This window comes from Paraglaciecola sp. T6c, assembly GCF_000014225.1.
GTDB classification, from domain to species: domain Bacteria; phylum Pseudomonadota; class Gammaproteobacteria; order Enterobacterales; family Alteromonadaceae; genus Paraglaciecola; species Paraglaciecola atlantica_A.
The window spans coordinates 4,758,886-4,771,450 of the sequence record NC_008228.1 but is presented as its reverse complement, the minus strand read 5'-3'; the positions used below and the strand labels follow the sequence as shown (position 1 = coordinate 4,771,450).

At 43.7% G+C, this 12,565-nt stretch carries 13 protein-coding genes; 7 read left to right on the top strand and 6 right to left on the bottom strand.

Annotation, left to right across the window (positions count from 1 at the left end; all coding sequences use genetic code 11):
* Positions 1-17: 17 nt before the first annotated feature.
* Both PATL_RS20255 and PATL_RS20250 read right to left on the bottom strand, forming a co-directional pair.
* Positions 18-2,876: an EAL domain-containing protein gene (locus tag PATL_RS20255; protein WP_041714121.1), complete on the bottom strand. Its 2,859-nt coding sequence runs from the start codon at positions 2,874-2,876 to the stop codon at positions 18-20.
* Positions 2,877-3,043: 167 nt separating this feature from the next.
* Positions 3,044-4,486: a protein adenylyltransferase SelO gene (locus PATL_RS20250; RefSeq protein WP_011576662.1), complete on the bottom strand. Its 1,443-nt coding sequence runs from the start codon at positions 4,484-4,486 to the stop codon at positions 3,044-3,046.
* A 66-nt stretch (positions 4,487-4,552) separates the two neighbouring features.
* On the opposite strand from PATL_RS20250, the gene PATL_RS20245 reads away from it, so the two are divergent.
* Positions 4,553-4,879, top strand: coding sequence for a c-type cytochrome (locus tag PATL_RS20245; RefSeq protein WP_011576661.1), 327 nt, complete (start codon positions 4,553-4,555; stop codon positions 4,877-4,879).
* 155 nt (positions 4,880-5,034) lie between these two features.
* Positions 5,035-5,700, top strand: a complete 666-nt coding sequence (locus PATL_RS20240; RefSeq protein ID WP_011576660.1) for a glutathione S-transferase family protein — start codon at positions 5,035-5,037, stop codon at positions 5,698-5,700.
* 103 nt (positions 5,701-5,803) lie between these two features.
* Here PATL_RS20240 and metJ read toward each other — a convergent pair whose 3' ends face one another.
* Complete coding sequence (metJ, locus tag PATL_RS20235; RefSeq protein WP_006992936.1) at positions 5,804-6,127, bottom strand: met regulon transcriptional regulator MetJ; 324 nt, start codon at positions 6,125-6,127, stop codon at positions 5,804-5,806.
* A 146-nt stretch (positions 6,128-6,273) separates the two neighbouring features.
* Between metJ and metF the strand changes: the two genes are divergently transcribed.
* Positions 6,274-7,158, top strand: coding sequence for a methylenetetrahydrofolate reductase (gene metF / locus PATL_RS20230; RefSeq protein ID WP_011576659.1), 885 nt, complete (start codon positions 6,274-6,276; stop codon positions 7,156-7,158).
* A 36-nt stretch (positions 7,159-7,194) separates the two neighbouring features.
* The gene (locus PATL_RS20225; protein WP_011576658.1) at positions 7,195-8,097 is read left to right on the top strand and encodes a virulence factor BrkB family protein; all 903 of its coding nucleotides are present in this window, start codon (positions 7,195-7,197) and stop codon (positions 8,095-8,097) included.
* 13 nt (positions 8,098-8,110) lie between these two features.
* Here PATL_RS20225 and PATL_RS20220 read toward each other — a convergent pair whose 3' ends face one another.
* Positions 8,111-8,749 carry a DUF2959 domain-containing protein gene (locus tag PATL_RS20220; protein ID WP_011576657.1) on the bottom strand — a complete coding sequence of 213 codons (639 nt, stop codon included), beginning with the start codon at positions 8,747-8,749 and terminating at the stop codon, positions 8,111-8,113.
* Positions 8,750-8,769: 20 nt separating this feature from the next.
* A complete protein-coding gene (locus PATL_RS20215; protein ID WP_006992940.1) occupies positions 8,770-8,997 on the bottom strand; it encodes a hypothetical protein in 228 nt (75 codons plus the stop codon).
* Positions 8,998-9,091: 94 nt separating this feature from the next.
* Between PATL_RS20215 and pip the strand changes: the two genes are divergently transcribed.
* From pip to PATL_RS20200, 3 genes are all read left to right on the top strand, one after another.
* Positions 9,092-10,060 (top strand): prolyl aminopeptidase, encoded by a 969-nt coding sequence (pip, locus tag PATL_RS20210; protein ID WP_011576656.1) that lies wholly within the window; start codon positions 9,092-9,094, stop codon positions 10,058-10,060.
* Complete coding sequence (dtd, locus tag PATL_RS20205; protein ID WP_011576655.1) at positions 10,057-10,494, top strand: D-aminoacyl-tRNA deacylase; 438 nt, start codon at positions 10,057-10,059, stop codon at positions 10,492-10,494. Before pip ends, dtd begins: the two co-directional genes overlap by 4 nt.
* A 95-nt stretch (positions 10,495-10,589) precedes the next feature.
* The gene (locus PATL_RS20200; RefSeq protein ID WP_011576654.1) at positions 10,590-11,516 is read left to right on the top strand and encodes a bifunctional GNAT family N-acetyltransferase/thioesterase; all 927 of its coding nucleotides are present in this window, start codon (positions 10,590-10,592) and stop codon (positions 11,514-11,516) included.
* A gap of 84 nt (positions 11,517-11,600) precedes the next feature.
* On the opposite strand, the gene rpoH is transcribed toward PATL_RS20200, so the two are convergent.
* Complete coding sequence (gene rpoH, locus PATL_RS20195) at positions 11,601-12,452, bottom strand: RNA polymerase sigma factor RpoH (RefSeq protein WP_041714636.1); 852 nt, start codon at positions 12,450-12,452, stop codon at positions 11,601-11,603.
* Positions 12,453-12,565: the final 113 nt, after the last annotated feature.

Sequence of the window (12,565 nt, the reverse complement as noted above, 5' to 3'; positions counted from 1 at the left end):
TTTAAATACAAGTGCCTCTACAGCCCCGATTCTGAATTAAAGACACTGTTCTGGTCTGTCATCGTGCTTAGCGAAATGGGTTTGTTCACGCCAAATCCTTGAACAAAATCAACGCCAATTTTACCTAATTCCACCATGATCTCTTTTGATTCTACATATTCCGCTACGGTTTGTATTTTCATCGCGCTGGCGATGTCTTTGATGGAATTGACCATTGCCATATCCACGGGAGCAATAAGAATATTTTTGACGAATTCGCCGTCAATTTTGACTTGGTCCACAGGGAGATTTTTTAGGTAATTGTATGATGAAAAGCCGCTGCCAAAGTCATCTAGAGCGAATGTACAGCCAAGCGCTTTGAATGTATCAATAAACTCAATGGTTTCGTCGAGTTTTAAGATAGCCATGCTTTCCGTTATCTCGAAACAAATCTTATTGTGAGGTACTTGGTATTTCTCAAACGCGCTCAAAATAAACAGTTTAAGATCCTGTTCACCCAGGGAATGGCCACTTAAGTTGATATTACAACGCATTAGATCTGCTTTGTGCTGGGGGTTTTGTGCTAACCAAGCAAAATAGGTGTCGATAACCCAACGGTCAATTTTGGCACTGAGGTTATAGCGCTCAGCTGCGGGTAAGAACTCACTGGGCAGTATGCGCTGGTCGTGTTCATCCACTAAGCGCAACAATATTTCGTAGTGGTGCCCCTTAGCAATAGAGGTCATTGGCATATACGGTTGGCAATGAAGTTCAAAACCGTTGTGGCTCAGTGCGTGTTGTATACGGGGTAGCCAACTCAATTGAGATTCGTATTTGGCAATTTGCTTGTCTGTTGAGGAGTAAGTGTGAAGTCGGTTCCGGCCGTGCTTTTTCGCCATATAACAGGCCGAATCGGCCATACTGAGCAGCTGCTCTGAGCTTGATATTGTGTCATTCCATGGTACTTGGCCAATGCTGACCCCAAGGGTCAAGGGGCGTTCTTCCCATGTAAACTCATGTACTTGTACGGCATTCAATAGTTTATTGGCGAGCATAAAACTGTTCTGGGCATTATTGCCAACCAGTAAAATACCAAATTCATCTCCGCCTAAGCGACCTATCATGCCATCATCGCTGACAATCTTTTTCATTAACTGCGAAAGCTGCCTAAGTACCGCATCGCCGGCTTTATGGCCATGTGTATCGTTGATCGCTTTAAATTGATCAATGTTTACGTGCAATAAGGTCAATTCTTCTTGCTGCTGTTTAGCGAAGAGTATCGCTTCATGTAGGCTTTTCTCGAATGCTTGGCGCTGATAAAAGCCGGTTAACGTATCGTGGCTGGCCATGTACTCAATGCTTTGGTGGTCAGACTTTCGCGCGCTAATGTCTACTACTGAGCCACAAATTAGTTTTTCATCAGTGTCGCCATTTTTGCTTAATTGAGCAGACACAGATAGCCAAAGATCCTGATTTTGCCGTGTTCTACCGCGTAATTCTTTACTTAACGTGGATTGGTTTTTATGGAGTTCACCTAGCAGCAGCTCTCGTTCATTTGGCTCTGCATACAAGGCGGACATTGTGGGCAAGTGGGCTTTCATTTGCGCTACGTCTTCATAGCCAAATATCTTCGCCATGGCTAGATTAGCGCGTAACAATTGACCATCGAGGCTGGAGATAAAGCGCCCTTCTGGGGCTTCTTCAAACATATCGACGAACTGTTGTAAGGCGCGAATCGAAGTTTGTTGCTCGTTGTAATGCCTAAATGCGATGACTTTTTCGTGGGCGGCGATGGCAACGGCAATCAATACAATACCGATAACGATTAACGTGCTAAGCGTGAGTGACAGTTGTTCGGGAAAAGCCACCCAGTTCAGATAAAGTCCAATGTGTGCCACCGTCGTCAGGCTAATAAGCGTTAAACCCAAAGCAAACACGCGATTACTGATGGTGTGTCCTTTGTAACGATAAAATATCGCTAACACGGCGATAACCACAATGGATGATATAGAAGCGCCAGACACCAATAAAATCTGTTGGTAGCTATTAAGTACAAACGCCGATGCAGCACTTAACCAACCCATGGCATATAGGAAATAGCGGTAGTAGGTAGGCAGTGGGCGAAATATAGTGAAGGTTATTTTCGCTAATGAAAACAGCAACAGGGCACACAGAATAGTGCTTAGGTTGTCTATGTATTGATTGAAACCAGTGACATGACTCACCACACCTTGGCTATTTAAAAACAGCAGTAAATAAGCCGTACTGGCTACCGAAAACCAAAAGCGCACCGGGCTGCGCAATAACGTATAGGTGATCAAAAAGTACAGCACCATCATGGTCAATGCGCCGCTGAACAAGGAGAAAATCGTGCTGTTTCGTTGTTCTTTTTGAATCAGTGCTGTCTCTGATTTTACATCAAAAGCGAACACCAGCGGGCCTTCATCGCGGATCTTAATATAGATGTTTCGCGGCTGAGCATAAGGAATATCTACCGGAACCACGAATAACCTATGCTCAAAAGGGCGGTTATCATGAGGTCGTGTTGTACCTAGGCGATATGAGTTAATGATCCTGTCTCTCTCATCTAACACGTAGATATCCAACGCGTCGATACGTGGATTATCAATACTGATAAAAAAAGGTCGATGATTACTATCAGTGCTCAGGGTAACTCTGCCCCATAGGCTTTGATTATCATTTAGAGGTTGCGGAGAGAAGGTATCACGCCACGTTTTCAGTTCCTGCACGTCAGACAGCTGCACTTTATTATCGGCTACAAGCCAATGGCTAGAGGTGATTAAATTAACGGAAGGCGTTGAGTCATTAATATTAACGCTGGTTTGCGTGGTTTGCGCCTTAAGCACCAGCCCAAGTTGCATGATAAGCAGCAACATAAGGCACAGCGAGGAAGTAAAGTAAGATGAGCGGCGCATTTTCACAGTTTAAGAAACCAGAGCAAAGTTGGCTGCAGGCACGGTGTGCAACCTCGAGTTGTAATATGAAGCGTAGCCTAACATCGGATATTCCCTTTCAACAAAGAGTTTATTCTTATACATAAGGATTAACTGCTGCATGATATTTCCATGTGTTTACCCCAGTTAGGGGGTGGTTTAGCAAATTCGGCATATTCTGGTTTGCTTTCAAATGGGTGTTGCAGCACATGTAATAACTTTCTAAAACGTGAAAAATCTCCGTTTTGTGCTGCATCAATTGCCAGTTGTGCTTGGTAGTTCCGCAGTACATATTCGGGGTTAATATTGCGCATGTTTGCTTGGCGTTCTTGCCTCTTTACACCTTGAGTAATCAGTGCGTTTTGATAATGTTCTAACCAAGTTTTAGCCGTGTCGCGTTGTATGAAGTGATCAACAAGTGGCTGATTTTCACCGTGTTCATCAACTTCGCACAATAATCGAAAGCTAATGTGGTAATCACGCTTGTCTTGATAAATTAGGTCGAGCCAACGATTCACTAGTTCGGCGGTGTTTTGGGTATTTTCGTACAGCCCAAGCTTTTGGCGCATAAGTTGTGAAAATTCAGCCATTAAGCTTGCTTCATATTGACTTAGCGCCCCCTTGATTTGTTCGACACTCAAGTAGGGGGTGAATGCGTGCGCAAGGGCATTTAGGTTCCACAAACCCACGCTAGGCTGTTGCTCAAATGCATATCGCCCTCGATGATCAGAATGGTTACAGACAAATTTAGGATTAAAATCATCTAAAAAAGCATAAGGGCCAAAATCGAAGGTAATCCCGTGAATCGACATATTGTCAGTATTCATAACGCCATGGTTAAAACCGTATGCTTGCCATTTTGCAATTAGGGTAGCGGTATCCGTGACTATTTTTTCTAGCATGGCTAAATGGGGAGATTCACTGTGCAAACATGCAGAAAAATGATGTTCAAAGCAGTAGTCAAATAACCGCTTGAGTTTGTCCAGTTCACCATTGTGATAAAAGTATTCAAAATGGCCGAAACGAATATGACTCTGGCTGACTCGGATCATCATAGCGGCTTTTTCTTGTTTTTCTCGGTACACGGGTTCGTCACTGGTAATTAAGCAAAGTGCCCTTGAGGTAGGAATACCCATATGGTGCAATGCTTCACTTGCGAGGTATTCGCGCAGGGTTGAGCGCAATACAGCTCGCCCGTCCGCGAAGCGTGAATAGGGCGTAGGACCAGCGCCTTTAAGATGCAAATCCCATGATTTTCCGAATTTGTCTTTCGCTTCTCCAAGCAATACACCACGTCCATCACCTAAGTCTGGATTCCATCCACCAAACTGATGACCACCGTACTTTTGTGCAAAAGAATGTGTCGTAAATGAACTTGTATTGCCAAAAAGCATCGACATTATGCTAGATTGCGTAAACCATGATGCTGGTAGTTGCAGTGCGTCGCGTAAGGTGTGGTTAACCTCAACAAGTTGAGGGTTTGCCACACGCAAAGGCTTAGTTAAGGCGCCTAAATCACCTAAATGCGTTGCATATGAATGATCTAAATTCATTGTCTGCCTCTATTTTATTACTCGTAGAATGGTTTACGTAAACCGACGTTATCTTAAGGACCAATTATGAATCTAATCTCAAAAGCATGTGTTGTGGCGAGTATTTCAACAATCGCCATGTTATCAACTAACGTTTTCGCTGGCGACATTGCGGCGGGTAAATCTAAATCAGCGACCTGCATGGCATGTCATGGCGCGAATGGAATTTCGCAAATTCCCATGTATCCAAACTTGGCTGGCCAGAAAGAACAATACTTGGCAATCCAGTTAAAGGCGTTTCGCGCAGGTGAGCGTAAAAATATGGTGATGGCACCTATGGTTGCAGGTTTGAGTGATGCTGACATAGAAAATTTAGCCGCATATTACGCGAGTTTAGATCCGTCAGGGAAATAACCGCTACCCTGCACATCAATGCGTAAATAGCTTAAAGGCTGAAGATAACTTCAGCCTTTTTGCATTAATAGAGATATATTAATATTTTTGATGAGCCAGTTTGCGACTTTGCGCGTAAGTTACTTTCAATCAAATATATTAAAATAAGGTACCTCATGCTCACACTTCATCATCTTAATAACTCTCGCTCTCAACGCATTTTATGGATGTTGGAAGAGTTGGGTGTGGAATATGATATTCAGCGTTATCAAAGAGATAGCCAAACGAATTTGGCGCCTGAGTCATTAAAGAAGGTGCACCAGTTAGGTAAGTCACCCGTTATCACAGATGATGAAGTGACTGTGGCGGAGTCTGGGGCGATTATCGACTATTTAGCGCGTAAATACCTTGATAAGGCCTTAATGCCCGAGCCAGGTACAGAAGCGTACCGCCAATATACCTATTGGCTACATTTCGCCGAAGGAACCCTGATGCCTCCCATGGTTGCCAAGTTGGTATTTGATAAAGTCAGACAAAACGCTAAACCATTTTTTGTCAAAATCATCGCCAATAAAATTGCCGATAAAGTCATGGACGGGTACTACGGGTTGAATTTGGTCGCTAACCTTAAGTTTGTTGAACAATATTTAGCGGATAATGAGTGGTTCGCTGGTGATGCGTTATCTGGGGCAGATATACAGATGAGTTTTCCGCTAGAAGCGTTGGCCTCACGCAATGTGCCGGGAGAATACCCAAATATTGCTGCCTTCGTAAAACGTATTCATGCGCGGCCGGCTTATCAACAAGGTTTGTCCCGCGGGGGCCAGTACGACTACGCTTAAATGCTGACTTTCTTTAACAAGTCGGCTTGAGCGGGCTATTTAGGGTGTTTTGATGGCGAGGTCTAAGTGATTAGACCTAGTTGAGTAGCCCAACAGACTAGGGCTATTCTTCTGAATCGATATCGATGCCCATTTCTTGCATGATGCGCAATGCATCGCTGGGGATACGATTGTCATTATCTTTTTGTAAGTCATTGTCATTCGGCAATGGCTGCCCAGTGAAGGCATGTAAAAATGCTTCACACAACAACTCTGAGTTCGTTGCATGACGCAGGTTATTCACCTGGCGACGTGTACGTTCATCTGTTAACACCTTGAGCACTTTTAAAGGAATAGAGACGGTGACTTTTTTCACTTGCTCGCTCTTTTTCCCATGCTCGGCGTAGGGATGAATGTATTTCCCATTCCATTTTGTCGTTTTAGCCATCGTTTACTCGCTTTTTTCTTTCTTATAAGGGGAAATTCTAACCATAAACGAATAAAGGTCAACGATAGACTGCTAAACATCTTGACGGCTTTACGTACAAAGTTTAGTTTAGACGTCTAAACGTCCAGATAATCACGGAGCTTTTCATGGTCTCTTATGCACAAGGTATCGATGCCCTCAACCAGTCACTGTCAGAAGTGAAAGGGATCAATGTATCATTTGAATTTTTTCCACCTAAAACTGAAACGATGGAAAAGACACTATGGAAATCGGTGGAGCGCTTAGCGCCGCTAAAGCCCAAATATATGTCTGTGACTTACGGTGCAAATAGCGGTGAGCGTGATCGTACCCACGAAATCGTAAAACGTATTCAGAGCGAAACAGGGATTGCCGCTGCGCCGCACTTAACATGCGTAGATGCTAGCCGTGACGAATTAAAGCAAATCGCCAAAGATTATTGGGCCAGTGGTATTCGGAAAATTGTAGCTTTGCGTGGTGATTTACCCGAAGGCTATACCGAGCATGTATCTTACGCGTCTGATTTAGTGGCATTACTGCGTGATGTGGCTGATTTTGACATCGCCGTTGCAGCATACCCAGAGAAACACCCTGAAGCGCCGAACAGTCAATTTGACTTGTTAAACCTAAAACGCAAAGCCGATGCAGGCGCGAACCAAGCAATTAGCCAGTTCTTTTTCGATGCTGAAGTGTTTTTACGTTTCAGGGACAGGGCAGCAGCAGCGGGTATTGAGATGGATATCGTACCGGGTATTTTGCCTGTGACGAACTATCAAACCCTGCAGCGTTTTGCAGGCTTTACCAACGTACACGTACCGAACTGGCTGCACAAAATGTATGACGGCCTAGATAAGGACGACCAAACTACTCGTAACTTAATGGGCGCTAGCATTGCCATGGACATGGTCAAAGTCTTAGCAAAAGAAGGCATTCGTGATTTTCATTTCTATACTCTGAATCGCTGTGAATTGAGTTATGCTATTTGCCATATGTTGGGCGTTAGAGCAGACTAAGAGGATTGAATTCTCAGCCTGGAGTAAAGGAAAAGTATGGAGTCCAAGGTTATTTGGTCGGATGTATTAAGGAGCTGGTTACCTAAAGCGAATATTTTTGTTCGTATGTTTGTAAACCATTGCCAACGAGATGGGATCACGGTGTCAGCAGGGCATTTAGCCTATGTATCCTTATTATCTCTAGTGCCATTTATCATGGTGTTCTTCACCATATTGTCGGCCTTTCCTGCTTTTTCTGAGGTGCGAGGTGATATCGAAGCCCTGATCTTCGGTAATTTTATTCCGACTTCTGGGGACCAAATTCAAGGCTACGTCGCCGAGTTCGTGGGTAACGCATCAAAAATGGGTGCGATCGGGATTTTATCCTTGGTGGTGGTGGCCTTATTGCTCATCTCGAATATAGACAAAACCTTGAACCGCATCTGGCAGGCAAAAAGCGAGCGCCCGATCATTTTTACGTTTGCGATTTATTGGATGATCCTCACGCTAGGCCCCTTGTTAATTGGCCTAAGCGTCATCATGAGTTCTTATTTGGTTGCTTTTGCTAATTCGGCTGAAGCCTACACCATGGGCGCAACAACCGCCATGCTCAAAATTGTGCCTTTTATCGCGTCCGTCTGCGCTTTCTTTATTCTGTATATGATTGTCCCTAATAAGCGGATTAATCCTCGCCATGCCCTCGTTGGTGCGTTCATGGGGGCGCTACTGTTTGAGTTATCGAAGAAAGGATTCTCGTTTTACATAACGCATTTCCCGTCTTATCAAATGATTTACGGCGCTATGGCCGTTATTCCTATTTTATTCGTTTGGGTGTACTTGTCGTGGATAGTGGTGTTGCTTGGGGCGGAACTAACCCATGTGATTGAAGTGTTTTTTCACGAAGAATCTAAAGAGAATTTTACGCAGGTCGATGAGGATGACCCCCAATCGCCTGCGTAGGGTTTAATGCTAGTTAATCTCGCATACTGGAGATAAACGCATTTGATTCTTTGATGGCGTTATTCATTTCAGCAATAAGCTGATTGATGTCATTTTTAACGCCGTTAAACTCACTTTGTAGGGCGCCGATCGCAGTCGCATTCAAGTTATGTTTTAGATACAGCACGTTGTCTTGTAGTGCAGATAAAACAGGATCCATTTTTGCTTCTGCTTTGCGCATGCTTTTAACCAAGCTGGCATAGCGGCGCTGGGTATCTTTAAGCTTGCTCGCACTTTCACGGCGTAAACCGTCATTAGTATACTTATCTAATTCAGTTTCCCACTCGTCAAATAACGCATCAGCTACGCTTTCTACTTTATTAATGCGCTTAGTCACTTCTGCTGCCGCTTGGTTACTTTCTTCGTACTGGTCTTTTAACTCTTCGTATACGTCTTGCAGTTCACCACCGTCGTAATTCATTAAATGGGTAAATTGTTCTAGTGCATCGCTAAATTGTTGTTGGGCGTCTTCCTGCGATTCTTTTGCATCTTCGACGCGATCAACCATGATATCGCGCTTTTCAACGCCGACTTTTTCCCATGCTGCATAATAGGCGCTTTGGCAACCTGTTAGCAGGGTGAATAAAAAGACTGCTGGTATTATTTTCTTCATCAAAACCTCTTTAGTGTTAATTAACCACGGTATTTAGCGGCATCAATAATCGACCATACTTGGAAGATGAAGCCGAACACTGCCATAAAAAACAGAATACCTGTGGCTGCTAGGGCATAGTTAGTCCATACCAGAACAAAAAATATGATTGCTGCTAGTATCCGTCCTTGAACTAATTGCCCCAATCCTGGAAAAAACAAGTTACATATTGCTGCAATTACATTTCCACCTGAACCTTGTCCTGCCATTTGTTGCCCCTAAGTTATTAATTCATTATTGTTGATACACTTTAACAAACTACTGTAATCGGTTGGAAGAAATAATGTCAAAGTGGCTGCCTATATGAGTGAACTCTATCCTGCAATTAAACCGTTTTTCAGCGAAATGCTAGCGGTTAGCGACGATCATTCGTTATATCTGGAACAAAGTGGTAACCCAAAAGGAATACCTGTGCTGTTTCTACACGGGGGGCCAGGGGCAGGACTGTTTGCTAATTATCGTCGCTTCTTTGATCCCGATAAGTACTGGATTATTGGCTTTGACCAAAGGGGAAGCGGGCAATCCACTCCATTCGGTAGCATAAAGAACAATACTACCCAAGATTTACTAAGTGATATTACCCAGATCAGAAAGCACCTGGGTGTCCAGCAGTGGATCTTATTTGGTGGTTCTTGGGGTGCAACGTTGGCATTACTTGCTGCCATTGAGCATCCTGAAACGGTGAAAGGGCTGATCTTAAGAGGCAGTTTCCTGGCGCGAGAAGAAGATTTCGATTGGTACCTGGATAAAAAAGGCGGAGCTGCGCAGCTGTTCCCAGACTACTATCAAGATTTCATCCTCCCTGTGGCAGATAAGTCCCTTACGACGTCGTTAGTTGACGCGTACTATGAACTGTTTACTGGCAGCGATGAAGTGCACAAAATGGCAGCCATTAAAGCATGGTGTTTGTGGGAAGCCAGAATCAGTAAGTTGCACTGTAAATTACATGAAGATGAGTTGGTCCCGGATGTACACAGGGGCATTAGTTTGGCTATTTTAGAGTGCCATTACATAAAGCATCTTTGTTTCATTGAGTCAAATTACATATTAAAAAATATACACAAAATCAGTCATATATCGGCAACACTCATTCATGGTCGCTATGACTGTGTGTGCAAAATACAAGGTGCCTATTTACTTAACGAAGCTTGGCCTGCAAGTCAGCTTACCATAGTGCCCGAGTCTGGTCACAGCGCCAATGAACCCAAAATTACTGCCGCTCTCTGTTTGGCTTCGACCGCGATGGCTGATTTTATTAAGGAGCAGGAATGATTGGTTTGATTCAACGAGTCAGCGAAGCCAGTGTCTGTGTTGGTAATGAGGTCATTGGAGAGATTAATCAAGGGATTTTGCTGTTGCTTGGAGTGGAAAAAAATGACAACGAGGAAAAGGCCAAAAAGCTGTTTCAGCGCGTGCTGAATTACCGCATTTTTAGCGATCAAGACAGTAAAATGAACCTGAATCTTCAGCAAGTCGGCGGCGGATTACTTGTGGTCTCTCAGTTCACTTTGGTGGCGCAGACAAACAAAGGAAATCGGCCTGGGTTTTCTCAAGGTGCATCGCCAGAATTGGGCAAAACTTTGTATAATTACTTTGTTGAACTAGGGAGAAGCAGTGAAATACTCTGCGAGTCAGGTAAATTCGGTGCAGATATGCAAGTTAGATTAATAAATGATGGCCCCGTGACGTTCTCCTTAAACGTCTGATTTGCTACCAAGCAGTGAATAATATCTAATGGTGGACTGGCTGATATAATTTGGCCTCAGGTTATCGATATCTCCATAAGGATAAATGCATAATAATGTATAAGATTGAAACCCCAGAAACAGATGCGGAGTTTGCAGCATATTTTGAATTTCGCTGGTTAATGCTGCGAAAGCCTTGGAATTATCCTCAAGGCTCTGAAAAAGACGAATACGAGCAAGTCAGTGAACATCGCATGATCCGTAATAATAAAGGTGAAGTGATCGCCATTGGCCGGATACATATGAACAGCGCTGAGGAAGCTCAGGTCCGCCATATAGCTGTCGCCAATGATGCACAGGGGCGTGGCTTAGCCAAAATGATCATGTCTTCACTTGAAGCGGTAGCGCGGCAAGAAGGCGCAGTTCGCATCGTCACTAATAGCCGAGAGCTTTCTACTCCGTTTTTCGAGAGTTGTGGCTTTGAAGTAGAAAAAGAAGCCTCGACTGAGCTAGGGAAGTTAAAACGCCAACAAATGGTCAAGCGTCTGTTGGCCCACAACACGATTTTGTTGCACCCAAAATGGTGTAAAGAGTTACAAGATACATGGCACGATACTATCCCCATTAGCGAGCAGATGGGGATCAAGCTGTACCAGTATTCTGGTAAAACATTAGAGAATCGAGCTTCGCTAAATAAAAATATCAATTTGCACGGGACTATGTTCGCCGGCAGTATTTTTTCCTTAGCCACTTTGACAGGTTGGGGCATGATTTTTTTGCAATTAAAGGAGAAGAATCTTGCAGGGGAGATAGTGTTAGGAGATGGTAATATTCACTATCACAAACCCATCACTATGCAGCCAAGAGCCTTATGTCACATCGAAAGTCTGAGCGGCAAGTTCGAGCCATTAGCGAAAGATAAGAAATGCCAAATTAAATTACAAGTCGATATTCTCGATGGGGACACTGCCGTTGCCGAGTTTAAGGGAGTTTATTGGATTTTACCCCCTGAGACTGAAGAACGAGACGCCGAAAGCGCGTAATTTGCAATAAATTAGCAGTGATTATTTTTTAGGCAATAAAAAAGCGCGTTTATAACGCGCTTTTTTTGTGTCTGAATTACTGAGTTATGCCATAGCGCTCTGTAATTTTTTCATAGCGTTCTTTTCGATTTGACGAACACGCTCGGCAGATACTTGGTATTTATCTGCTAAATCTTGTAGCGTTGTTTTGTCGTCACTTAACCAGCGCGTCTGAATGATATGCTGGCTACGCTCATCGAGGGTTTTAATCGCTGAATATAGCTTCTGTGAAGCCGTTGCGTCCCAATCTGCGTTAACAACGTCAGTTTCAACATCTGCGCTTTTGTCTTCTAAAAACTGTACCGGCGCGAAGCTTCCGCTTTCATCATCATCTGCAGATAAATCAAAAGCTTGGTCATGGCTGCTCATACGAGCTTCCATTTGTAATACTTCTTTTTCGCTTACTCCCAGGTCACTTGCCACCTTCTGCACTTCTGCATGAGTAAACCAACCTAAACGCTTTTTATTTTTACGTAGATTAAAGAAAAGCTTACGTTGTGCCTTTGTGGTGGCAACTTTCACTATGCGCCAGTTACGCAACACAAATTCGTGAATTTCAGCTTTAATCCAATGTACAGCGAACGACACCAATCTGACCCCTACAGTAGGGTCAAAGCGTCTAACCGCTTTCATTAAACCGATGTTGCCTTCTTGAATCAAATCGGCTTGAGGAAGTCCGTAACCAGAATAAGATTTTGCAATATGCACAACGAAACGTAGGTGTGACATGATTAGCTTTCTTGCCGCTAATAAGTCGTCTTCCTGTTGTAAACGTTCTGCTAGACCACGTTCTTCTTCGGCTGTGAGCATATTAATGCTGCTAACAGCTTGCACGTAAGTTTCGATGCTACCGGTCTGTGGAACGGTTAATGTTAGTGCACGCATATCTGTTGTCATAATCACCTCGTGTAACATTGTGTCCTTGGAACCATGCAATGACTTTGCCAACCAAGAACCGCATTGAGTTTTACATTTGTTGTAATAGACCACTCAAACGCGAAAAAATTTCA